We start from the raw sequence: 23,300 nt of genomic DNA on the forward strand, positions 1-23,300 counted from the left end.
GGCGCGATCGCTCGCCATGCAGAAACGCGCCTGTACACGGTCGCGTGACCTCCATAACTTCCCCGACGCAATGTGAGGAGATGCGACGTGGCGAAGAAGACGGCGACCAGGAAGAAAAGTGCTGCGAAGAAGGCAGCGAAGACCTCCACCAAGAAAAGCGCCGTGCGCAAAAGCAAGGTTGCGAAGGCTGCAACCAAGCCGGTCAAGCAGGCCGCTCTGCGCAAATCATCGGCACCACGCCGCCCAAAGGGTCCGGCCTGGCAATGGTCGGCGGTCGAGACCGCAGCCGCAATCCGCTCCGGCGCCATCTCCGCGGTCGAGACCGTCGAGGCGCATCTGGAGCGGATGCGGGCCGTCAATCCGAGGCTGAACGCCGTCGTCGTCGATCTCTCGGAGGAGGCGCTGGCTGCGGCGCATGCGGCCGACAAGCGGCGCGCCAAAGGCGGCGAGCTCGGCCTTCTGCATGGCGTACCGATCACGATCAAAGAGAATGTCGATTACGAAGGCCGTCCGAATTTCAACGGCGTTCCCGCCAACAAGGATCTCATCGCTCCGTCGGATTCGCCCGTGGTGCGCAACCTGAAAAAGGCTGGCGCGGTCGTCATCGGCCTCACCAACACGCCGGAATTCTCCTTCCGCGGCTTCACCGACAATCCCTTGCACGGACTGACGCTCAATCCCTGGGATCCGGACATCACCTGCGGTGGCTCCTCGGGCGGTGCGGGTTCGGCGGTCGCCGCCGGCATCGGCACCATCGCGCATGGCAACGACATCGGCGGCTCGCTGCGCTGGCCGGCGCATTGCAACGGCGTTGCGACCATCAAGCCGACGCAGGGGCGTATTCCGGCGTTCAACGCGAGCGCAACCGCCGAGCGGCCGATGCTGGCGCATCTGATGTCGGCGCAGGGGCCGCTCGCCCGCCACGTCGCCGACGTCAGGCTCGCGCTGGAGGTGATGAGCCAGCGCGATCCGCGCGATCCCTGGTGGGTGCCGGCGCCGCTGGTGGGTCCGAAGCCGAAGGGGCCGATCAAGGTCGCGCTCGCCAGGATTCCTGAAGACATGGACGTCGATCCGCACGTCGCGGCGGCGTTGCGTCAGGCCGCCGATCATCTGGAGCGTTCCGGCTACCGTGTCAGCGAGGTCGATGTGCCCGACATCGACGGCGTCTGGCAGACCTGGTGCGACATCATCACCAACGAGACCGTGGTGATGCAGGAAGCCGGCATGCTGAAGGTGACGTCGGAAGACTTCCACAAGGCGTGGGGCGGCATGAAAGCCAAGGCCAACGTGCTCGACCTCAAGGCCTGGATGCAGGCGACCGCCGCGCGCAACGGTCATATCCGCGCCTGGCAATTGTTCTTCGAGGAATATCCGGTGGTGCTGGCACCGACCACGGTGAAGCCGACGCCTAGCCCGCGCGAGGACACAGTCAGCCCCGAGCGCGTGCGCGAGATCTTCTGGGGCGAGATCCGCTTCATCTCGGCGATCAACGTGCTGGGCCTGCCCGGCGCCGTGGTGCCGGTGGCAGTGCACGACGGCAAGCCGATCGGCGTGCAGCTCATCGCCGGGCGCTATCGCGAGGACCTCGCGCTCGATGCAGCGGCCGCGATCGAGAAGCGCGCCGGCGTGCTCGCCCATCGGCTGTGGGAGCAGATGGACTGACAGCGAGAGAAGGGTGTTTCCCTCCGGACGAGATCGGCCTGCATGGTTCGAGACGCCCGCCTTGGCGGGCTCCTCACCATGAGGGTCTAGAATCCGCAGTAAGTTGCGACCTCATCCTGAGGGCCCGCCGCAGGCGGGCGTCTCGAAGGATGGCCGCAAACGAGCTTTCGCCAAGTATCGTTTCATTAATCCAATTTGACTCGAATTTTAGCCAATTCCCCAACAAGTGTTAGGGTTACTTCCTCGATCTCTAGACGAATTATTGTCCGCTTTACCACCCGCCTCTAACAGAGGGACGGCGGACAACGCACGTGCCTCATACAGGCCAATAAGTGCGGCCCGCTCCACGCGGAGGTGGCACGATGCGCAACGAGACGATCGCTATTCACGCCGGCTACGAGCCCGAAGCCACCACGCACGCGGTTGCCGTGCCGATCTACCAGACCGCGGCCTACGCCTTCGACAGCGCCGATCACGGCGCGGCGCTCTTCAATCTCGAGACCGAAGGCTATCGCTACAGCCGCATCGCCAATCCGACCAGCGCGGTGCTGGAGAAACGTATCGCCGAGCTCGAGGGCGGCGTCGGTGCGCTTGCGGTTGCGACCGGGCAGGCCGCGCTGCATTTCGCCTTCGTCAATGTCGCCGACCACGGCGGCAACATCGTTTCCGTGCCGCAGCTCTACGGCACCACGCATACGCTGCTCTCGCACATCCTGCCGCGGCAGGGTATCACCGGCCGCTTCGCCGAAAGCGACAAGCCCGAGGCGATCGAAAAGCTGATCGACGAGAACACCCGTGCCGTGTTCGCCGAAACCATCGGCAATCCCGCCGGCAATGTCTGCGACATCGAGGCACTGGCGAAGATCGCGCATGCGCATGGCGTGCCGCTGATCGTCGACAATACCGTAGCAACCCCGATCCTGCTCAAGCCGTTCGACTACGGCGCCGACATCGCCGTGCATTCGCTGACGAAGTTTCTGGGTGGCCACGGCACCACGCTCGGCGGCGCCATCGTCGACTCCGGAAATTTCCCCTGGGCCAAGCACGCCGATCGCTTCCCCGGCTACAACAAGCCGGACGCCTCCTATCACGGCCTCGTCTATGCCGAGCGCTTCGGCAAGACGGCCTATATCGAGCGCGCGCGCAGCATCTATCAGCGCACCATGGGTTCAGTGCTGTCGCCGTTCAACGCCTTCCTGCTGCTCCAGGGCATCGAGACCGTCGCGCTGCGCATGGAGCGCCACTGCGAGAATGCCCGCAAGGTCGCCGAATTCCTGCGCAAGGATCCGCGCGTGGCCTGGGTCAACTACACCGGCTTCCCGGACAGTCCCTATTATCCGCTGGTGCAGAAATATCTCGACGGCAACGCGTCGTCGCTGTTCACCTTCGGCATCAAGGGCGGCATGGAAGCCGGCAAGTCCTTCTATGATGCGCTGAAGCTGATCACGCGCCTCGTCAATATCGGCGATGCCAAGTCGCTGGCCTGCCATCCGGCCTCGACCACGCACCGGCAGATGTCGGCGGAGCAGCAACGGGCCGCCGGCGTTTTGCCGGAAACGATCCGCTTGTCGATCGGCATCGAGCATTGCCAGGACATTATCGAGGACCTCGACCAGGCTTTGGAAAAGGCCTGCCCGTCCGCGCGCCTCCAGGCCGCGGAGTAGGCGGCCGCGCCGATGACGATCCTGATCGACAGGGATCAAGCCATATCGAGCCCGGCACTGGTGCCGGCAGAGGGCGATCTGACGCGCGAGCACGGCGACGCCGAGCTCACCATCGGCTTGATCAACAACATGCCGGATCCGGCGCTGAAGGCGACCGAGCGGCAGTTCATGAAGCTGCTGCAAGCCGCTGCAGGTCCGCGCCGCATCCGCTTTCACTGCTTCTCGCTGCCCTCGGTGAAACGTTCGCCGGAAGCGAAATGGCATGTCGAGAGCGAATATTCCGAACTCACCGAACTCAGGCGGCACAAGTTCGACGGCTTGATCGTGACCGGCGCCGAGCCGATCGCGCCCGAGCTCGACCAGGAACCGTACTGGCGCGATCTCACCGAGCTGATCGACTGGGCCAAGTTCAACACGCGCTCGACGATCTGGTCGTGCCTCGCCGCGCATGCCGCGGTGCTGCATCTCGACCGGATCGAACGGCGGCCGCTCGCCACCAAATGTCACGGCATTTTCGACTGCGAAGCCGTGACCAGCGATCCGCTGACGCGGGCGGCGCCTGCGCCCCTCAAGGTCTCGCATTCGCGTCTCAACGAGATCGCCGAGAGCGATCTCGCGCAGGCCGGCTATCAGGTGCTGACGCGTTCGGCAAAGGCCGGGGTCGATATCTTCGTCCGGCAATATGCCAGCCGCTTCGTGTTCTTCCAGGGCCATCCGGAATATGACGCGCTGTCGCTTCAGCGTGAATATCTGCGCGACATCGGCCGTTATCTCGCGCGTGAGCGCGACTATTACCCGCATTTGCCCGTGAGCTATTTTGACGCTTCGACGGAAGAGAAGCTGGTCCGCTTCGAGAAACAGGCAAGGCACCAGCGCCACCCCGCGCTCAGCAACGAACTGCCGGCGCTGAATTTGCGTGCCGATATCGCTGCCGGCAGCGCCGCGGCGGCATTGTTCCGGAACTGGCTGCAATATCTCGGCGCGGAGACCGACGCGTCGGTGCTTGCCCGTTAGGTCAGAACGACGGGATCGACGTTAGGACTAACGAAGTGTGAAGCTTGCCTCGAGCGGCGCACGAATGCTTCAGTGAGGGGCGAGACAGACAGGAAATGCGAGTCGTGTGGTCGGCACTCCAGGGACGCGTGAGCAATCGGCTGGCCCGGCATTTTCGCGCCGCGCCGCACCGGCTGCCCGCGCATGCGCCCATGGTGAGCTTCACCTTCGACGATGCCCCCGATAGCGCCGCAGGCGAGGGCGCCGGGCTTCTGGAGCAGCATGGCGGCCGTGGCACGTTCTATCTCGCCGGCAGCCTGGTCGATCGTCCCTCGGACCATTGGCATGGCCTGTCCAACGACGCCATCGTGCGGCTCCACCGGGCCGGCCACGAGATTGCCTGCCACACCTTCTCGCACCTGAGTGCGGTCAATCTCGACGAGGCCGCCATGGCCCGCGAGATCGCGCGAAACCGCAGCCATTTTCGCGGCATCGATTCCTCGATCACGCTGGAAAATTTCGCTTACCCCTATGGCATCGCGTCGGTATGGCGCAAGCCGCAGCTCGCCAAGACCTTCCGCTCGGCGCGCGGCATCCTTCCCGGCGTCAATCGCGACGTCATCGACCTCCAGTTCCTGCGCGCCTCGCCCCTGGTGGATTGCGAGATCGACATTGCGGGCGTCGATCGCTATTTCGATGAGGCGGTCGGGAGCGGCGGATGGCTGATCTTCTACGGTCATGACGTCGCCAACGTGCCGAGCCCGTATGGCTGCACGCCGGAGCTGATGCGCCATGCGCTGCGGGCGGCCGGGAAGCGCAACATGCCGATCGTGACAGTCGCGGAAGCGCTGCGAAGGATAGGGGCGTAGCGACTTCTTCCCTTCTCCCCTTGTGGGAGAAGGTGGCATAGGCGGCCTTCGGCGGCCGTTCTTAACACGAACGCCGATGCTTCGCATCGGCTATGGCGCCGGATGAGGGGTTGTTTCCGCGAATTCAACTGCAGCAGGCGCGCGGAGAGGTACCCCTCACCCGTCTCGCCGCTACGCGACGAGCCACCCTCTCCCACAAGGGGAGAGGGGAAGACTCGCGTCTCGCTCCGCAAACAGTCTTGCCACGCCCGCGCGGTCATGCGACTGGCCTTGTGACGAATCTCACGGCCTCCCCGACGTGCCCATGTCCTCTCCTTCCACCGCTCCGCTGCCTGCGCCGGCCCATGGCCGCGATGCGCTGTCGGTGCTGCGTTCGGTGTTCGGCCTGCCCGGGTTCCGCGGCGCGCAGGGCGAGATCATCCGGCACGTCACGGACGGCGGCAATTGCCTGGTGCTGATGCCGACCGGCGGCGGCAAGTCGCTATGCTATCAATTGCCGGCACTGCTGCGCGAAGGCTGCGGTGTCGTGGTGTCGCCCTTGATTGCGCTGATGCGCGACCAGGTCGCCGCCATGCTCGAAGCCGGCGTCAACGCCGCCGCGCTGAACTCGTCGCTGACCCCGCAGGAAGCCTCCGACATCGAGCGGCGCCTGATCGCGGGTGATCTCGACCTGCTCTATGTCGCGCCGGAACGGCTGGTGACGCCACGCTGCCTGGCGCTGTTGGCGCGGGCCAAGGTGGCGCTGTTCGCGATCGACGAGGCGCATTGCGTCTCGCAATGGGGCCATGATTTTCGTCCCGAATATGTCGGCCTGTCGATCATCGCCGAGCGCTTTCCCGACGTGCCGCGCATCGCGCTGACCGCGACTGCCGACGAATTGACCCGCAAGGAGATCGTCGAGCGGCTTGCGCTTGCAGACAGTCCGCACTTCGTCTCCAGCTTCGATCGTCCCAACATTCGTTACGAGATCGTCGACAAGCGCAACGCGGTGTCGCAGCTCAAGGACTTGATCCGGGAGCGTCACGCGGGCGATGCAGGCGTCGTCTATTGCCTGTCCCGCAAACGGGTGGAGGAGGTCGCCGCCGCGCTCGACGACGCTGGCATTGCGGCGTTGCCCTATCACGCCGGGCTCGACAGCAGCGTGCGCTCGCGCAACCAGGACCGCTTCCTCAACGAGGACGGCATCGTCATCGTCGCGACCATTGCCTTCGGCATGGGCATCGACAAGCCGGACGTGCGCTTCGTCGCGCATCTCGATCTACCCAAGAGCATCGAGGCCTATTACCAGGAGACGGGACGCGCCGGCCGTGACGGCAAGCCGTCGGCGGCCTGGATGGCCTACGGTCTCTCGGACATCGTGCAGCAGCGCCGCATGATCGACGAGTCGAGCGGCTCCGAGGAATTCAAGCGGGTCTCGATCGGCAAGCTCGATGCGCTCGTTGGCCTTGCCGAAACGCCGCACTGCCGGCGCCGGCGGCTGCTCGCTTATTTCGGCGAGATCGTGATGGGCGAGGGCTGCGGCAATTGCGACAATTGCCTGACGCCACCGAAAATGCGCGACGGCAAGGTGCTGGCGCAAAAGCTTCTGTCCTGCGTATATCGCACCGGGCAGCGCTTCGGCGCCATGCACCTCATCGACGTGCTGATCGGACGGCTCACCGAGAAGGTGACGCAGTTCGGCCACGACAAGCTCACGGTGTTCGGCATCGGACGCGAGCTCAACGAGAAGCAGTGGCGCACGGTGCTGCGGCAGCTCGTGGCGATGGGACATTTGCTGAGTGACAGCGAAGCTTTCGGCGCGCTGAAGCTGACGGAATCGTCGCGCGGCGTGCTGCGGGGCGAAACGGAGGTGTGGCTGCGCGAGGAGGCGCCCGGCGCCCGGATCCGTTCGAGCCGCGCCAAGTCCCGCCGCGGCGATCTGGCGCCGGCGGCCGGTGCGCCGCAGGGCGATGTCGATCCTGAATTGCGCGCGCGGCTACGAGCCTGGCGCTCGGAGATTGCCCGCGAACGCGGCGTGCCGGCCTACGTCGTGCTGCACGACGCCACCATCGACGGCATCGTTCGCGCATGGCCGACCACGCTGGACGAGCTGCGCAATGTGCCCGGCATCGGCGACAAGAAGCTCGAGCATTACGGCGACGAGCTGCTGCAGATTGTCAGGGCGCGGTAGGGGCGCGCGGTGGCGGTTGTTAGCGCGCCAACTCCCCCACATCGTCATCCCGGACAAGCGCAGCGAAGCGGAGCGCAGATCCGGGATCCATACCGCGTGATTTGTCTTGGGGCACGCGCGACGACGCTCGTCGCCAAACTGCTCCCTGGGGCTATGGGTCCCGGCCTTCGCCGGGACGACAGCGGTAAATGAGGCGCGAGGTGCGGCCTACCTCACCCGTTCCGGAACGCATATCCATAGCCGTTCAGCGCCGGCGCGCCGCCGAGATGCGCGTAGAGGATCTTGGCGCCCTTCTCGAAATAGCCCTTCTGCGTAAGGTCGATCAGGCCCTGCATCGACTTGCCCTCGTAGACGGGGTCGGTGATCATGGCTTCGAGACGCGCGGTGAGGCGGATCGCCTCCTTGGTCTCTTCCGACGGCACGCCGTAGGCGGGATAAGCATAATCCTCGATCAGCACGACGTCGTCGGCGACGAGATCCTTGCCGAGCTCGACGAGCTTGGCCGTGTTCTGTGCGATCGAGAGCACCTGCGCCTTGGTCTGCGCCGGGGTGAAGGAGGCGTCGATGCCGATCACCTTTCGCGCGCGGCCATCGGCGGCGAAGCCGACCAGCATGCCGGCATGGGTCGAGCCGGTGACGGTGCAGACCACGATGTAGTCGAACTTGAAGCCGAGCTCGGCTTCCTGCTCGCGCACCTCTTCGGCGAAGCCGACATAGCCGAGGCCGCCGAATTTGTGCACGGAGGCGCCGGCGGGAATCGCATAGGGCTTGCCGCCCGCCGCCTTCACCTCCTCGATCGCGTCCTCCCAGCTCTTGCGGATGCCGATGTCGAAGCCGTCGTCGACCAGGCGCACGTCGGCGCCCATGATGCGCGACAGCATGATGTTGCCGACGCGGTCATAGACGGCGTCCTCGTGCGGCACCCAGGCTTCCTGCACCAGGCGGCACTTCATGCCGATCTTGGCCGCGACCGCCGCGATCATGCGGGTGTGGTTGGACTGCACGCCGCCGATCGAGACCAGCGTGTCGGCGTTCGAGGCGATCGCGTCAGGGATGATGTATTCGAGCTTGCGCAGCTTGTTGCCGCCATAGGCGAGCCCGGAATTGCAGTCCTCGCGCTTGGCATAGACCTCGACATTGCCGCCGAGATGCTTCGACAGCCGCTCCAGCTTCTCGATGGGTGTTGGACCAAAGGTCAGCGGATAGCGCGCGAATTTTTCGAGCATCGTCAGGTCATCCCGATTGGTGTTGGTGTCTGCGAAAACGCTAGCATCGCGCTGCAAAAAGGTGCTTTCAAATATTGCGGCCCTGTTGCGCACGATCTTGCAGAAATTGCGCCATAGGGTATTCTTTCTTTCGTATAATACGCGAATTACGGAAGCTTCTTTCATGTCCGCCCGTCTTGATCGCATCGACCTTAAGATGTTGCGATTGCTGCAAAATAACGGCCGGCTCAGCAACGCGGAGCTCGCCGAAACCGTCGCCATCAGTCCCGCCACCTGCCATCGGCGCACCCAGCGCCTGTTCGAGCACGGTTTCATCGCCGCCGTCCGCGCCATGGTCGCGCCCAAGAAGGTGGCCAAGGGCACGCTGGTGATGGTCGGCGTCGTGCTCGACCGTTCGACGCCGGAGAGCTTTGCGATCTTCGAGCAGGCGATCACCAGGCTGAAATTCGTGCTCGACTGTCACCTCGTCGCCGGCGACTTCGACTATTTCCTCAAGATCCGCGTTGGCGACATGGAGGACTTCAACCGTATCCATGGCGAGCAGCTGATCGCGCTGCCCGGCGTGCGCCAGACCCGCACCTTCTTCGTGATGAAGGAAGTCATCGACAACGCGCCGCTGGAGTTTTGAGCGGAAGCTATTGATGCGCGATCCGCATCATGAGAGATTCAGGTGATGCAGACAGTCCCCTTCCGCCACCTCGATCCGGCCGGACCGGCCTATCGGCGCGGCTGGGTCGACGAAGCCGTGGCCGCGATCGAGGCTGACCAGTGCCGCACGGCTGACACGCATCTGATCCGGCTGATCGTGCCGGCGCTCTCAGGCATCGACATCTATCTGAAAGACGAGTCGACGCATCCGACCGGCAGCCTGAAGCATCGGCTCGCGCGCTCGCTGTTCCTTTACGCGCTCTGCAACGGCCACATCCGCGAAGGTACGCCCGTCGTCGAGGCCTCGTCGGGATCGACCGCGGTGTCCGAAGCCTATTTCGCGCAGATGATCGGCGTGCCCTTCTACGCCGTGATGCCGCGAACGACCTCGGCGGAGAAGATCGCCGCGATCGAGCATTACGGCGGCAACTGCCATCTGATCGATGACGGCCGCGCGCTGTATGCGGAGGCCGGCGCGCTGGCCGCACGGCTGGGCGGCCACTACATGGACCAGTTTACCTTCGCCGAGCGCGCCACCGACTGGCGCGGCAACAACAACATCGCCGAATCCATCTTCACGCAATTGCAGGGCGAGCCGCGCCCGCTGCCGGACTGGATCGTGATGGGGGCGGGCACCGGTGGCACCTCGGCCACCATCGGACGCTATTTGCGCTATCGCCAATATCCGACACGGCTGTGCGTCGCCGATGTCGAGCATTCCGCTTTCTTCGACTGCTTCAGCTCGCAGGACCGCTCCCATGTTTGCGATCGCCCTTCGCTGATCGAAGGTGTCGGCCGGCCGCGCTGCGAACCCTCCTTCGTGCCGGGCGTGGTCGACCGCATGATGAAGATCCCGGATGCGGCGACGATCGCGGCGATGAACGTGTTGTCGCGCCGGCTGCGCCGCGCGGTGGGTGGCTCTACGGGCACCAATTTCCTGGCGCTGTGCCGGCTCGCCTCGGAGATGCGAAGGACGAATCAGACGGGGTCGCTGGTGACGCTGATCTGCGATTCCGGCGAGCGCTACCGGCAGACCTATTATGAGCCCGCCTGGCTGAAAGCGCGCGGTCTCGATCCAGCGCCGTTCGAGGCGGCCTTGTCGTCGTTCCTCGATACGGCGCAACCGCTGGCGCTTGAGTTCGAAGACGTAACGAATCCGCAGAACTTGCGAAATCCTGGCGCCTGATAGCTGGCGCTTCCCTGCCATTTGCAAGATTGCACGGCCGTCACGGCAACTTCACTTGCCTTGCGCGGTCGCGCGGGCGAGTTTCGCGGCTTCTCAACGAGGAGACCTGCCGTGCGCCTTCCCATTCTCGATCCGAAAGACCTGAGTGCCGAACAGAAGCCGCTCTATGACGACATGCGAGCCGGCATCAAGGACCACTTCAAGGGCTTTGTGAACATGCGCGACGATGGCGCGCTGCTCGGGCCGTGGAATCCATGGATCCGCGAGCCGCGCTTCGGCAAGCCTGTGTGGGACCTGGTCAAGGCGATCGCGTCGAACCCGCTGCTGCCGGCACCGGTGCGCGAGGTCGCGATCCTCGTCACCGGCTCGCATTTCCGCTCCGGCTACGAGCTCTATGCGCATGTGCTGGTCGCCGAACAGCGCGGCCTCTCCGACGAGAAGCTCGCGACCATCGTCGCCGGACAGCGGCCGGTCGATCTCACCAAGCAGGAAGCCGTGGCCTATGACGTGGCGTCCGCATTGGTCAGCGGCGGCGTGCTGCCGGAACTGACTTATCGGGCCGCGGTCAAGGAATTCGGCGAGCACGGCGCGGCCGAACTGTCCTATCTCGTCGGCATTTACTGCATGGTGTCGGCTACGCTGAACACGTTCGATGTGCCGGTGCCGGACTAGATCTACGGAGCGATCACTCCGCCGCCTTGTTCATGGGCGGCGGCGGCGACCAGGCCACGCAGCGGTTGCGACCTTCGGCCTTCGCCTGGTAGAGCGCGTGATCGGCCGCGCTCATCAAGGCGTCGATGCCGGACATGCTGACACTGGCTTCCGCAATGCCGATGCTCATGGTGACACCGAACTGAACCTGATGGGCAACGATGCGCGAGCTCATCACGCGCTTGCGGATTCTCTCAGCGACGATCCTTGCGCGCGACAGGCTGGTCTCGGGCAGCAGAATCGCGAACTCCTCGCCACCGAAGCGGCCGACGACGTCCGATTTGCGCTTGCCATCGAGGCATGCGGCCGCCACGGCCTTGATCGCCTCGTCTCCGACCGCGTGACCATAGCGGTCATTGACCGACTTGAAATGGTCGATGTCGAGCATCAGGACCGAAACGGAGCGATAGTAGCGCTGGAAGCGGCTCCACTCTGCATCGAGCGCGCCCAGCAAATGGCGGCGGTTATAGAGCCCCGTGAGCGGGTCGGTGGTGGCCAGACGCTCCAGCATGTTGGCCTTGTTGGTGAGATCGGTGATGTCGACATAGGTCAGCATGCGGCCGCCGTTCGACATCGTGGTGCAGTGGGCCCTGATCCGGCGCGCATCCGGCGTCTGGAGATCGCGCACATGATCGCCCGCCTTGACCTCGGCGACGCGCTTGACGGGAAATTTCGCCAGTTCGTTCGCCGGCAGATCCGGCGCGCTCGCGCGATGCACCCGGCTCACCAGGGATGCATAGGTCGGGCGGGCGGCGGCTTCCTGCTCGCTCACCTCCCAGAAACGCCGCATGCGCCGGTTCATGAAGCTGGCGTTGAGATCGCGGTCGAGCAGCAGCACGCCGTCCTCGACGTTCTCGAGGGCGTCGCGCAGCAATTTCAGCTCGTCGGAATAGCGCACGATGTCGGTGACCGGCGTATAGGTCAGCATCCGCCCGCCGTTGGGCAGAGGCGTGCATTGCATCCGAACGACGTCGCCGCTGGTACGGCGCAGGTCGCGCGGAGACGCATCACCTGCCTGTATTTGACGGACGCGCTCGGCGACATAGGCCTCAAGCTCGGCCGGCGGAATCTCGTAGGCGAGCGTATCGCGGCCATGATGCATCAGCGTCACAAATGACGGGTTGCTGTTGGCGACTTCATCCGGCAAGAGCCACATCTTCCGGAACGCCCGATTGATCAGCTGCGCGCGGAGATTGGCATCGAGCAGCACGACGCCGAGCGGGACGAAATCGAGAGCCGCGCGAAGCGCCAGCATCTGTCCGCGCATCAGCGAATCGGTCGGCCGCTCCTGCTCGTCCACGGCCTTCGGCTCAACATGGTCTTCCGCTCCGAGCGCAACCCCGATCTGACGGTCCGACCGCCAGAGCACACGGCAGGAGAGGATCTCCTGGCCTGCGAGCCGGAGCTGGAACCGATCGGGCACGCCGATGCTGCTCTGCATCTCCAGCGTCGCGCCGTCTTCGGAGATCCGCCGCACGACGCAATCGATGGTCGACTGACCGAAGTTGAAGAAGATCTGGCCGGCGAGGAACGTTCGTTCCGATACCAAGCGGGGCATTCCAAACCTCCCAAGCGACATCGGCCCAGTTTGCCCGAAGCTTACTTGCCGAAAGGTAAGGTGGTGCGCGATTGTGCGAGAGGGCTAATAATTGGTTCACGCATCCGGCCGTCGTCACGTCAGCGTTGAACGCGAAAAGCCCTTCATCATCAACGATGAGCGGGAGCGGCCCTTGCTCTGATATCCGTGAAAATGCGGTTGCTCCGCTTTACGGAAAATCCACCACGGTCCGCAGTCAGTTGCGCACCGCGTAGAGCGGCGTCCGCAACGTCATCTGGTAGGACGGTTTCGGCATCCACGCGATCTGTGCGGTGATGCCGAACAGGCGGTTGTCATTGTCGTCCATGCGATCGAGATCGAGGCGCAGGATCGGCTGCGTGAAGGGCTCAGCCAGCACCCTGCCTGCGAGTTGCGCGCCGCCGAACGATTGCACGCCGAGACGGCCGGTGAATTTCCAGTTGCTCGGCCATTGGTAGTAGCCGCCGGCATAGAGGATCGTGTTCGGCCGGATGCGGACGACCGCGCCGGCAATGTCGGTGATGGTATATTGCACACCGGCAAGCCATCCGCGTGTCTCGTCCTCGTCGAGCGCGTAGTCGAACTCCAGGATGTTGTTGAATGACGTTGTCATGCCGGGGTCGTTCGGCACCGACTGCGTCAGGGTGGATTGCAGCGTGATTGTCGGGATCTTTCCGCCGTTTTGCTGGTAGAGATCGGCTTGCACACCGATGTTCCAGCTGGTGATGTCGAACGCCGACCAGCCACCGCCTAGGTCCGTGGTCGAGCCGGACACGCCGCTATAAAGCGAGACGCGATCGCTGACGTCGACGGTCATCGGGAGATCGACGGCGATCGATTTCGCGGCCGGCAATCCGTTCGGCAGCGCATCGCCCCTGCGCGCGGCCAGCGCTTCGAACGCTGCCGACAATGATGTGTTGCCGAAGCCGAGCCCGAGCGTGCCCGCGGGGATCGTGGCGTACGTTGTGCGCAGGTCGAGATAGATATTCGGAACCGCCGGCTTCGCGACAGCGTCTTGGTCACTATCGGCGGCCAATGCGCCAGCTGGCATCATCAGGCAGAGCAGTCCCATCGCGAAAGTGCGCAATGCCGAGCGGGACGATTGGCTGCGATGGGACACGTGACAATCCGACGCCTCTGCCGTGATGGCGAAACTGCCTGCTAGATGGAATGTGATCGCCCGTATGGTCAAGTGGTATCCGCAATCGGTGGACGGTGCGAATGCACGCAGGTACGTTGCCGTCATCGCACTGACACATCCTCCGCCAGAGTGCAGGCCGGACACTGGAGAACGACAGCCATGGACACGTCACGCCGCATCCTGCTCGCCGGACTGGCGGGACTCGCCGTTGCGCCGACCGTCGCAGCAGCCGCGCCCTCGGCCGCGTCCGACGACGTGACGGTCGCCGAAGAGCGCTTTGCGCGCATGATCGCGGCTGCGCATGCGCCCGACGTCATCTGCGCGTGGCAGGCCGAGCGTTATGCGGATTCGCATTGGCCAAGCTACGTCGCGGCGGCGCGTTCCGTCATCGAGGCGAGAGCGTGAGGCATTCTCTTTCCTCTCCCGTTGCGGGAGGCGGCAAGACCAGGTGCTTCACGTCCCCACCGCCCGCCTGACCTGCTCCCCGATCTGCGACAGCACGAGCTGCGCTTGCGGCAGGATTGCGCCCATAGCGTGGAAATTGTGGACCATGCCCTCGTGGCAGACGTGCTCGACCGCGACGCCCGCGGCGAGCAGCTTGCGGGCATAGGCATTGCCCTCGTCGCGCATCGGGTCGTACTCGGCGGTGTGGATGATGGCGGTCGGCAGGCCCGCAAGCCGTGTCGCGCGCAAGGGCGAGATGCGGGGATCGGCAGCGTCCAACGCCTCGGGCAGATAGTCGGCGAGATCGGCTTCGATCGTGACGCGGTCGATCAGGTGGCCCTCGGCGAACGCCTGGCGCGAAGGTGAGGCCTCCTCGAAATCCAGCACCGGGCAGATCAGGCATTGCGCGACGATGGAAAGGCCTGCGGCCTGCGCTGCCTCCTGGCACACGATCGCAGCGAGCGTTGCACCCGCGGAATCGCCGCCGAGCACCAGACGCCCCGCGTCGATGCCGAGCGATGAGGCCTCGCGCGCCACCCATTCGGTGGCAGCGATCGCATCGTCCACGGCGGCGGGGAATTTGTGCTCGGGCGCCAGCCGGTAATCGACCGAGACGAGGCGGCAGCCGGTCGCATGTGCCAATGCCGCTGCGATGCGGTCATGCGTGACGATGCTGCCGGCAACGAGCCCGCCGCCGTGAAAGAACACGAAGCCGGGCGCGCGATCAGCGGCGCTTGCCGGTGAATAGAGGCGATAGGGCAGCGCGCCGCCGGGACCAGGCAGCATGCCGTCGGACGACGTCACATCAGGGGCATCGGCGCGCGCAAACTGCATCAGTTTTGCCAATGATTGCCGCCGTGCCTCCACGCTCGGCCGGCTCCGTGCCTGCGGCGCAGCCGCAGCCATCATGGTCAACAAACGCTTTGCGAGTGGATCGAGCGGCATGGTGCTTCCTTTCCCTTCCGGGAAGGTAACTCACCATTTTCCCGCAGGGAATCATTTAGAAATTGCGCCCAATAGTGGCGCTATAATGCGGCACCACGCCAAGGGAGAGGCCGGTCATGGCCGAGATCAAAAAACCCATCGCATATTCGCCGAGCTGGACCTTCTTCGAGGGCAAATGGCATGACGGCAATGTGCCGATCATGGGTCCGCGCACGCATGCGGCCTGGCTCGGCTCGGTCGTGTTCGACGGCGCGCGGGCGTTCGAAGGCGTCGCGCCCGATCTCGACCGCCACGTCGCCCGCGCCAATCAGTCCGCGACCAACTTTGGGCTGAAGCCGGTGGTCGATACCGGAACCTGGATGACACTCGCAAACGAAGGCATCGCGCGCTTCGCGCCGGATGCCGAGCTCTACGTCCGTCCGATGTACTGGGCGCAGAACGGCTCGGGCGGCGGCGTGCTGTTCGACCCCGAGACCACCGATTGGTGCCTGTGCATCTACGAGGCGCCGATGCCAAAACCCGTCGGCAACGCGATCACGCTGTCGCCGTTCCGCAGGCCCACCGCCGAATGCGCTCCGGTCGAGGCCAAGGCCGCCTGTCTCTATCCGAACAATTCGCGCGCGCTTGCCGAAGCCGCCTCGCGCGGCTTCCAGAACGCGCTGATGCTCGACATGCTCGGCAACGTCGCGGAGTTCGGCAATTCCAACGTGTTCATGGCCAGGGACGGCGTGGTCTACACGCCGGTGCCGAACGGCACCTTCCTCAACGGCATCACCCGCCAGCGCGTCATCAGCCTGCTTCGCGCCGACGGCGCCACCGTGGTCGAGAAGACGCTGCGCTACGCCGACTTCCTCGCCGCCGACGAGATCTTTTCTACCGGAAATTTCGCAAAAGTCGCGCCGGTGATCCGCATCGACGATCGTGAGCTGAAGCCGGGGCCGCTCTACACGCGCGCGCGCAAGCTCTATTGGGACTTCGCCCATGCGGTGAAGCTGGCGGCTTGAATAGCACCGCCCTAGCTGTGCCGCTTGAACCGGCTGAACTGAAACGCCTGCGTCGAGTCCCACGGCGTGTGGTGCGCCTCGTTGCGCGTTTCGACCAGCTCGAACCCCGGCCCGAGCTCCGCCGCAAGGCTTGCGCTGTCATGACGCTGCACCGGCAGGCCGCTGCACTTCTCGGGACCGTCGAGCGCAAACGTCGCAATGATGACGTGGCCGCCGGGCGCAACCGCCGACCGCAGCCGCTCGATGTATGCGGTCCTGTCGCGGGAATCGGTCAGGAAGTGAAACGCCGCCCGATCGTGCCATAGGTCGTATGTCTTTGCCGGGTGCCATGTCGTGGCGTCGGCAACGATCCAGTCGACCGTCGAAGCGGCTGGGCCGATTCGCTTCTTTGCAGCGTCAAGCGCATTGGCAGAGAGATCCAGCACGGCGACGTCGCGATATCCGTCCAGCAGGAGAGCATCGACCAGCCGCGATGCGCCGCCGCCGATGTCGAGGATGGCAGCCTCGCGGCCTGGATTAGCCGCTCTGATCATCGCGAGCGAAGTCGCCGGATTGTTCTGAAACCAGCTGACCTCGGCTTCGCCCTTGGTGGCGTAGACATTGTCCCAATGGGTGCTTCGGTCGGACATGGCGCGTCCTCCGGCCTGCCGGGAGCCGGCGCAGAGGGACGACCTACTCGTCCTTCTTCGACATCCGCTCGAGGCGTTCCTGCATGTCTTTCATCTGCTGGCGCAAATCGTCGATATTGCTGTCCTTCGGGGCTTCGGCGGTCGCCTCGGGCGCCGGCTCAGCGGAGCCTGCGGGGCGGCCTGCGCCGGGCGCGAAGGGCTTGAACATCGAGAAGGTCTGCTGGAACAGCTCCATGTTGCGGCGGACCTGTTCCTCCAGCGGCGCAAACGGGGTTCCGGACAGCGAGGTGGCGATCTGCTTGCGGAACTTCTCCTGCTCCTGCGTCAGCGACGCGATGGCCTGCTCCAGATATTTCGGCACGACCATCTGCATGCTGTCGCCGTAGAAGCGGATCAGCTGGCGAAGGAAGGTGGTCGGGAGCAGGTTCTGGCCGGCCTTGTTCTCCTGTTCGAAGATGATCTGGGCAAGCACGGAGCGGGTGATGTCGTCGCCGGTCTTGGCGTCGTAGACCAGGAAATCTTCGCCGTCCTTGACCATGGAGGCGAGGTCTTCCAGCGTCACGTAAGTGCTCGTCCCGGTGTTATAGAGCCGGCGGTTCGCGTATTTCTTGATGGTGGTGGGTTGGTCTGATTTCGCCATGGGCTCTCACTTGCAAGACGCGGAGAACGGGAACCTGACGGGCTATGCCGCAGGGCGGGAAGAGTACGCAACGCAACAAAATAAGCATTTTCAAAGGGGTCACGCTACCGTTTTGTGCGCCACGGTTAATCGGGCAGCAAAAACGTGCTTGCGAAAGCGCCAAGAACGCTATTTTGAATGCGCTGCGGGATGAATTCGGCCGCCGGCCGATTGACATGCCTCAACGACGTTAACAGGATGCCGTCCGAGACTGGCGAGCCGTTTCCCCAGCCCCGTCTGCCCCCATTCAACCCAGGAGATGCCCATGTCAGACGATGTCGTCATCGTCAGCGCCGCCCGCACCCCGGTCGGAAGCTTCAACGGAGCGTTCGCAACCCTTCCCGCCCATGACCTCGGCGCCATTGCCATCAAGGCCGCGCTGGAGCGCGGCGGCATCGAGCCCGGCCGGGTCTCCGAAGTCATCATGGGCCAGATCCTGACCGCCGCCCAAGGCCAGAACCCGGCCCGCCAGGCCTCGATCAATGCCGGCATTCCGGTCGAGAGCCCGGCCTGGGGCGTCAACCAGCTCTGCGGTTCGGGCCTGCGCACCGTTGCCCTCGGCTATCAGGCGCTGCTCAACGGCGATTCCGAGATCGTGGTTGCCGGCGGCCAGGAATCCATGAGCATGGCTCCGCACGCCCAGTATCTGCGCGGCGGCGTCAAGATGGGTGCAGTCGAATTCATCGACACCATGATCAAGGACGGGCTGTGGGACGCCTTCAACGGCTATCACATGGGCAACACCGCCGAGAACGTCGCGCGGCAGTGGCAGATCACCCGCGCTCAGCAGGACGAGTTCGCCGTGGCCTCGCAGCAGAAGGCCGAGGCCGCGCAGAAGGCCGGTAAATTCAACGACGAAATCGTCCCCGTCACCATCAAGGGACGCAAGGGCGATGTCGTCGTCAGCGCCGACGAATATCCGCGCCATGGCGCAACGGTCGACGCGATGGCGAAGCTCCGTCCCGCCTTCGAGAAGGACGGCACGGTCACCGCTGGGTCTGCGTCCGGCATCAATGACGGCGCTGCGGTCGTGGTGCTGATGACCGCCAAGCAGGCCGCCAAGGAAGGCAAGAAGCCGCTCGCGCGCATCGTGTCCTGGGCGCAGGCGGGCGTCGATCCGAAGATCATGGGCTCGGGCCCGATCCCGGCCTCGCGCGCCGCGCTGAAGAAGGCCGGCTGGAACGTCGGCGATCTCGACCTGATCGAGGCCAACGAAGCCTTCGCGGCGCAGGCTTGTGCCGTCAACAAGGATCTCGGCTGGGATACCTCCAAGGTCAACGTCAACGGCGGCGCGATCGCGATCGGCCATCCGGTCGGTGCCTCCGGCGCACGCGTACTGGTGACACTGCTGCACGAAATGCAGAAGCGGGACTCGAAGAAGGGCCTCGCCACGCTGTGCATCGGCGGCGGCATGGGTATCGCGATGTGTGTGGCGCGCGACTGAAGATAGTGACGCGCAATTTCGCGTGCGCTGCACGCGTTGCTGAGTGCGTTGCACGCGATTAAAAAGGCGGCGGTTGCAAATCAAATATTCTTCGCAACCGTACAAGCCTCGACTAAATAGAAACGCCCGGCTCGACGCCGGGCGTTTTGTTCTTGATGTCCGTCAAACGTCCCCCATAATCCGCGCTTAAAAACGATCACTCAGAAACGTCCGAAGAGTCCAAGGGAAGGGAATACGATATGGCACGTGTTGCATTGGTGACGGGTGGTACGCGGGGCATCGGAGCTGCGATCAGCAAGGCGCTGAAGGCGGCCGGCTACAAGGTTGCGGCGAGCTATGCCGGCAACGACGCGGCGGCGGAGAAGTTCAAGGCCGAGACCGGCATCGCGGTCTACAAATGGGACGTCAGCAGTTTCGATGCCTGCGCCGAGGGCGTGAAGAAGGTCGAAGCCGAGGTCGGACCGATCGACGTGCTCGTCAACAATGCCGGCATCACCCGCGACACTGCCTTCCACAAGATGACGCTCGAGCAGTGGAACGCCGTCATCAATACCAATCTCGGTTCGCTGTTCAACATGACGCGTCCCATCATTGAAGGCATGCGTGCGCGCAAGTTCGGCCGCATCATCTCGATCTCGTCGATCAACGGCCAAAAGGGACAGTTCGGCCAGGTCAACTATTCCGCGGCGAAGGCCGGTGACATCGGCTTCACCAAGGCGCTCGCGCTCGAGAACGCCAAGGGCGGCATCACCGTCAACGCGATCTGCCCCGGCTACATCAACACCGAAATGGTGCAGGCCGTGCCAAAGGACGTCCTGGAAAAGAACGTGATCCCGCAGATCCCGGTGAACCGGCTCGGCGAACCGGAAGAGATCGCGCGCGCGGTCGTGTTCCTGGCGGCGGACGAAGCCGGCTTCATCACCGGCTCGACGCTGACCATCAATGGCGGCCAATATCAGGCCTGATGGCGCCCATTCTCTTGGCGCAACGTCGCTGAGCCAAAATCTGTAGCTTCAGGCGCGACAAGGCGATAGTGAAGACGAAAATGCCCGGCCTCGTGCCGGGCATAAACGTCCTCAGAGCCTTTTGATCGATGACTCCCCGCACCGCGACGCTGATCGGATTGACCGCGATCCTGATGTGGTCGCTGCTGTCAGTGATGACGGTGGCGACCGGAAAGATCCCGGCGTTCCAGCTGGCCGCGATGACGTTCGCGATCGGCGGTCTGGTTGGGCTGCTCACCTGGATCGGCCGCGGCGAGGCGGCCAAGAGCCTGCGTCAGCCGCTGGTCGTGTGGACCGTGGGTGTCGGCGGACTGTTCGGCTATCACGCGCTGTATTTCCTCGCGTTGCGCTTTGCGCCACCGGCTGAAGCCGGCCTGCTGAATTATCTGTGGCCGCTCCTGATCGTGCTGTTCTCGTCGTTCCTACCGGGCGAGCGGCTTGCCGTGCATCACGTCGTCGGCGCCCTGCTCGGTCTCGTCGGCACCGTGCTGCTGTTCGCCGGGAGCACCTCCGGCTTCACCCGGGGGCAATTGCCGGGATTAGCCGCGGCCTTCATCGCAGCGTTCGTATGGGCGATCTATTCGGTGTTGTCGCGGCGATTGAAGGCGGTGCCGACCGATGCTGTCGCGGGATTCTGTCTTGCTACCGCGGTGCTTGCCGCGCTGATGCATGGACTGCTTGAAACCACGGTATGGCCGGACACGACGCTGCAATGGCTCTCCGTGATCGCGCTCGGCATCGGCCCCGTCGGTGCTGCGTTCTATGCCTGGGACATCGGCATGAAGCGCGGCGACATCCGCGTGCTCGGCGCCGCGTCCTATGCGACGCCGCTGCTTTCGACCGGCTTCCTCATCGCCGCTGGGTTCGCCAACGCCAGCGCCAACATCGCGATCGCAGCGATCCTGATCGCCGGCGGCGGCCTGATCGCCGCGAAGGACATGGTGCTGCGGAAGCGATGAGGCGCTCCTTCGCCATACTGCTGATCTCGATGCTCGCTGCTCCGGGCGCCGTGGCGCAAGTCAGCGCGACGCCCGAAACGTTCACCGGCATTTATCGGAACGGGCACGCGAATGGCCAGCCCGAGACCGTTACGATAAGCGATGGAAAATCCTTCATCGATTTGACAGAGGAAGATTATCGAGCCGGTGGTTATCGGCCGGCCTATGAGAGGCTTCCGACCAGGTTTGTTCGTCGAGTGCCCGTGCGGAAGCCCACTGCAGCCGACCAGGATTGATCCGCGGCTAAAGCGCTGGCTGCCAACCCGGTGGCCGGTACATCGCTTCAGGGATCTGCCCGAGTTCGGAACGCTGCAAGCGTTGGGGCGTCAGGCCGTAGAATTCCTGAAAACTGAGGATCAGCGGCCGCCATTTGTCCGGGTCGATGCGATTGGTGGCGCCGTCCATCATGATCTCTGGATGCGCGTGCACGCGGGTGATGCGCACCTCGATCGCCGTAAGGTTGCCACGCCAGACCTCGTCATCCTGCGCCATCTCATGGACATGGGCGACCTTGGCTTCCATCTGCACGGGACACTCGGCCGCGCGCGGTGCGGCGACTGTTTCGCCCGGTAGCACGGTTAGTCCGCCACGACCGAACTTGTCCTTCTCGTGCCGATAGCCGCGATAGAGTTTGCCGGGCGGCACCGGATCCGATCCCGTGGTCCGTGCGAGGCGATCGACCGCGGCGACGAGATCGGCGGACGGCAGATTGAGCACGCATTCGCCCCTGCGAATCATGTTCTCGGTGGTCTTGGAATTCCGGGCCAGTCCCAGCATGCAGCGCCACCCGACCCACCATGCCGACGACATCGGCGCGAGATTGGAAGTGCCGTCTTCATTGGTTGAGCCGATGAGGACGACGGGCGTGCCGAAATACAAGATGGCCGGGTCGATCTGGACGGCGGCGGGGCCGAGTGTTCCGTGCATCGTGCGCTCCTGTTGATTGGAAGCGCTGTCGTAAAGGGAGAAGCGGATCGAACCCACCCGATTCCAGATTGAGATTCAGGGCTCCCAGCCTTTCGGCGCGAGCTCGAACTTTGCAAACTCGAAGGCGGGCGCCACGGTGCAACCGACCAGTGTCCATTCACCGGTTGTCTCCGCCATCTGCCAGGCGTTCGCCGGCACGATTCCCTGCGGTCGTTCGCCGCTCACGAGGTCCGTACCGAGCCGTACCTCGTGCTGGGAGCAGCCGTCATGGGCGATGCGCAGCGTCAGCGGGCTGCCGGCGTAATAGTGCCAGCTCTCGACCGCATCGATGCGATGCCAGTGCGAGCGCTCGCCGCGCGCCAGCAGGAAATAGATCAGGGTCGAGCGTGCGCGGCCGTTGGCGTCGGTGGTCTGGTCGCGAAACGTCTCGCGATAGTGCCCGCCCTCGGGATGCGGGCGGAGTTCGAGGCGCGCGATGATCTCGGCTGCGGTCGGCATCGATTCCCGTCAGGATTTGTTTTTCAAGATTTGGTCTTCAAGACTTGTTCTTGCGCTCGCGCAGCTCGCCGAAGACCACGGTGGCATCCGCGCCCTTCATGTGCAGCCTGGCTGCGATCGACGGTTCGTCGGCGCGCAGGAACACGTTTGTCCGCTTCTCGTCACCAAGCAGCGAGGGAATGGTCGGCTTGTTCTCGGCCCGCAGCCTCGCCACCTCCGCCGCGCGCGCTTGCAGCGCCGCATTGTCGGGGTCGACGGTCAGTGCGAACTTGACGTTGGACGCCGTGTATTCATGGCCGCAATAGAGCTTGAAGTCGTCGGGCAGGGCACGCAGTTTCAAAAGCGAATCCCACATCATCGGATAGGTGCCCTCGAACACGCGGCCGCAGCCGATCGAGAACAGCGTGTCGGCGGCGAACAGCGCTTTCTCGGTGTCGAACACATAGGAGATGTGGTCGAGCGTGTGGCCGGGCGTCTCCAGTACGCGCCCCAGCAAGCTGCCGACCTTGACGATTTCGGCATTGGCGACGCGCAGGTCGACGTCTGCGATCTCCGTCGTCTTGTCATGCGGCGCGACGACGCGGCAATTGTATTTCTGCTTGAGTTCGGCGACTCCGCCGACATGATCGCCATGATGATGGGTGATCAGGATGTCGGTGAGCTGCCAGCCCTCGCGCTCGAGCGCCCTCACGATGGGGCCGGCCTCCGGCGCGTCGATCGACGCCGTCGCCTTGGTTTCCACATCGTGGATCAGATAACCGAAATTGTCGTTTAAACAGGTGAAAGTACGAATTTCGGCGGCCATGTCGTCTCCATCGCGCTCAGCTCCGTCAGACAGATATGGCGTTAACGTTGCGCAGGCAATGCAATATTCCGCGCGCG

22 protein-coding genes are annotated in these 23,300 nt (G+C 64.2%); 13 read left to right on the forward strand and 9 right to left on the reverse strand.

Going from position 1 to position 23,300, the window contains the following annotated elements:
* Window positions 1-87 precede the first annotated feature (87 nt).
* From BRA471DRAFT_RS02685 to recQ, 5 genes are all read left to right on the forward strand, one after another.
* Entirely contained in the window at window positions 88-1,662 is a 1,575-nt protein-coding gene (locus tag BRA471DRAFT_RS02685) for an amidase family protein (protein ID WP_007604497.1), read from the forward strand.
* A 362-nt stretch (window positions 1,663-2,024) separates the two neighbouring features.
* Window positions 2,025-3,326, forward strand: coding sequence for an O-acetylhomoserine aminocarboxypropyltransferase/cysteine synthase family protein (locus tag BRA471DRAFT_RS02690; protein ID WP_007604499.1), 1,302 nt, complete (start codon window positions 2,025-2,027; stop codon window positions 3,324-3,326).
* 12 nt (window positions 3,327-3,338) lie between these two features.
* Window positions 3,339-4,340, forward strand: coding sequence for a homoserine O-succinyltransferase (locus BRA471DRAFT_RS02695; RefSeq protein WP_007604501.1), 1,002 nt, complete (start codon window positions 3,339-3,341; stop codon window positions 4,338-4,340).
* Between the two features lie 104 nt (window positions 4,341-4,444).
* On the forward strand, window positions 4,445-5,188 hold the full coding sequence (locus tag BRA471DRAFT_RS02700; RefSeq protein WP_088930904.1) for a polysaccharide deacetylase family protein: 744 nt from the start codon (window positions 4,445-4,447) through the stop codon (window positions 5,186-5,188).
* Window positions 5,189-5,492: 304 nt separating this feature from the next.
* Window positions 5,493-7,358 carry a DNA helicase RecQ gene (recQ, locus tag BRA471DRAFT_RS02705; protein WP_007604503.1) on the forward strand — a complete coding sequence of 622 codons (1,866 nt, stop codon included), beginning with the start codon at window positions 5,493-5,495 and terminating at the stop codon, window positions 7,356-7,358.
* 212 nt (window positions 7,359-7,570) lie between these two features.
* Here recQ and BRA471DRAFT_RS02710 read toward each other — a convergent pair whose 3' ends face one another.
* On the reverse strand, window positions 7,571-8,584 hold the full coding sequence (locus BRA471DRAFT_RS02710) for a 1-aminocyclopropane-1-carboxylate deaminase (RefSeq protein ID WP_007604504.1): 1,014 nt from the start codon (window positions 8,582-8,584) through the stop codon (window positions 7,571-7,573).
* Window positions 8,585-8,747: 163 nt separating this feature from the next.
* On the opposite strand from BRA471DRAFT_RS02710, the gene BRA471DRAFT_RS02715 reads away from it, so the two are divergent.
* The 3 genes from BRA471DRAFT_RS02715 (at window position 8,748) to BRA471DRAFT_RS02725 (ending at window position 11,090) form a co-directional block, all read left to right on the forward strand.
* Window positions 8,748-9,212, forward strand: coding sequence for an Lrp/AsnC family transcriptional regulator (locus BRA471DRAFT_RS02715; RefSeq protein ID WP_007604505.1), 465 nt, complete (start codon window positions 8,748-8,750; stop codon window positions 9,210-9,212).
* A 45-nt stretch (window positions 9,213-9,257) separates the two neighbouring features.
* On the forward strand, window positions 9,258-10,418 hold the full coding sequence (locus BRA471DRAFT_RS02720; protein ID WP_007604506.1) for a PLP-dependent cysteine synthase family protein: 1,161 nt from the start codon (window positions 9,258-9,260) through the stop codon (window positions 10,416-10,418).
* Between the two features lie 111 nt (window positions 10,419-10,529).
* Window positions 10,530-11,090 carry a carboxymuconolactone decarboxylase family protein gene (locus tag BRA471DRAFT_RS02725; RefSeq protein WP_007604507.1) on the forward strand — a complete coding sequence of 187 codons (561 nt, stop codon included), beginning with the start codon at window positions 10,530-10,532 and terminating at the stop codon, window positions 11,088-11,090.
* A gap of 13 nt (window positions 11,091-11,103) precedes the next feature.
* On the opposite strand, the gene BRA471DRAFT_RS02730 is transcribed toward BRA471DRAFT_RS02725, so the two are convergent.
* Together BRA471DRAFT_RS02730 and BRA471DRAFT_RS02735 are read right to left on the reverse strand one after the other, a co-directional pair.
* Window positions 11,104-12,687 (reverse strand): sensor domain-containing diguanylate cyclase, encoded by a 1,584-nt coding sequence (locus BRA471DRAFT_RS02730; RefSeq protein WP_007604508.1) that lies wholly within the window; start codon window positions 12,685-12,687, stop codon window positions 11,104-11,106.
* 235 nt (window positions 12,688-12,922) lie between these two features.
* On the reverse strand, window positions 12,923-13,792 hold the full coding sequence (locus BRA471DRAFT_RS02735; protein WP_035973493.1) for a hypothetical protein: 870 nt from the start codon (window positions 13,790-13,792) through the stop codon (window positions 12,923-12,925).
* Between the two features lie 213 nt (window positions 13,793-14,005).
* Here BRA471DRAFT_RS02735 and BRA471DRAFT_RS02740 point away from each other — a divergent pair, with 213 nt between their 5' ends.
* Entirely contained in the window at window positions 14,006-14,251 is a 246-nt protein-coding gene (locus BRA471DRAFT_RS02740) for a hypothetical protein (RefSeq protein ID WP_007604511.1), read from the forward strand.
* A gap of 48 nt (window positions 14,252-14,299) precedes the next feature.
* On the opposite strand, the gene BRA471DRAFT_RS02745 is transcribed toward BRA471DRAFT_RS02740, so the two are convergent.
* Entirely contained in the window at window positions 14,300-15,235 is a 936-nt protein-coding gene (locus BRA471DRAFT_RS02745; protein ID WP_007604515.1) for an alpha/beta hydrolase, read from the reverse strand.
* Between the two features lie 116 nt (window positions 15,236-15,351).
* Between BRA471DRAFT_RS02745 and BRA471DRAFT_RS02750 the strand changes: the two genes are divergently transcribed.
* Window positions 15,352-16,239: a branched-chain amino acid aminotransferase gene (locus BRA471DRAFT_RS02750; protein WP_007604517.1), complete on the forward strand. Its 888-nt coding sequence runs from the start codon at window positions 15,352-15,354 to the stop codon at window positions 16,237-16,239.
* Window positions 16,240-16,250: 11 nt separating this feature from the next.
* On the opposite strand, the gene BRA471DRAFT_RS02755 is transcribed toward BRA471DRAFT_RS02750, so the two are convergent.
* Together BRA471DRAFT_RS02755 and phaR are read right to left on the reverse strand one after the other, a co-directional pair.
* On the reverse strand, window positions 16,251-16,868 hold the full coding sequence (locus BRA471DRAFT_RS02755) for a trans-aconitate 2-methyltransferase (RefSeq protein ID WP_007604519.1): 618 nt from the start codon (window positions 16,866-16,868) through the stop codon (window positions 16,251-16,253).
* A gap of 43 nt (window positions 16,869-16,911) precedes the next feature.
* Window positions 16,912-17,508, reverse strand: coding sequence for a polyhydroxyalkanoate synthesis repressor PhaR (gene phaR, locus BRA471DRAFT_RS02760; RefSeq protein WP_007604520.1), 597 nt, complete (start codon window positions 17,506-17,508; stop codon window positions 16,912-16,914).
* 304 nt (window positions 17,509-17,812) lie between these two features.
* Between phaR and BRA471DRAFT_RS02765 the strand changes: the two genes are divergently transcribed.
* From BRA471DRAFT_RS02765 to BRA471DRAFT_RS02775, 3 genes are all read left to right on the forward strand, one after another.
* Entirely contained in the window at window positions 17,813-18,991 is a 1,179-nt protein-coding gene (locus BRA471DRAFT_RS02765; protein ID WP_007604521.1) for an acetyl-CoA C-acetyltransferase, read from the forward strand.
* 239 nt (window positions 18,992-19,230) lie between these two features.
* Entirely contained in the window at window positions 19,231-19,956 is a 726-nt protein-coding gene (phbB, locus tag BRA471DRAFT_RS02770; protein ID WP_007604523.1) for an acetoacetyl-CoA reductase, read from the forward strand.
* A gap of 128 nt (window positions 19,957-20,084) precedes the next feature.
* The gene (locus BRA471DRAFT_RS02775) at window positions 20,085-20,954 is read left to right on the forward strand and encodes a DMT family transporter (RefSeq protein WP_007604526.1); all 870 of its coding nucleotides are present in this window, start codon (window positions 20,085-20,087) and stop codon (window positions 20,952-20,954) included.
* Between the two features lie 282 nt (window positions 20,955-21,236).
* On the opposite strand, the gene BRA471DRAFT_RS02785 is transcribed toward BRA471DRAFT_RS02775, so the two are convergent.
* The 3 genes from BRA471DRAFT_RS02785 to gloB form a co-directional block, all read right to left on the reverse strand.
* Window positions 21,237-21,920: a flavin reductase family protein gene (locus tag BRA471DRAFT_RS02785; protein WP_007604530.1), complete on the reverse strand. Its 684-nt coding sequence runs from the start codon at window positions 21,918-21,920 to the stop codon at window positions 21,237-21,239.
* A 75-nt stretch (window positions 21,921-21,995) separates the two neighbouring features.
* Window positions 21,996-22,418 (reverse strand): cupin domain-containing protein, encoded by a 423-nt coding sequence (locus BRA471DRAFT_RS02790; RefSeq protein WP_007604535.1) that lies wholly within the window; start codon window positions 22,416-22,418, stop codon window positions 21,996-21,998.
* 37 nt (window positions 22,419-22,455) lie between these two features.
* The gene (gene gloB / locus BRA471DRAFT_RS02795) at window positions 22,456-23,223 is read right to left on the reverse strand and encodes a hydroxyacylglutathione hydrolase (protein ID WP_007604536.1); all 768 of its coding nucleotides are present in this window, start codon (window positions 23,221-23,223) and stop codon (window positions 22,456-22,458) included.
* Between the last annotated feature and the right edge of the window lie 77 nt (window positions 23,224-23,300).

Source organism: Bradyrhizobium sp. WSM471 (assembly GCF_000244915.1).
Taxonomy (GTDB): Bacteria; Pseudomonadota; Alphaproteobacteria; order Rhizobiales; family Xanthobacteraceae; genus Bradyrhizobium.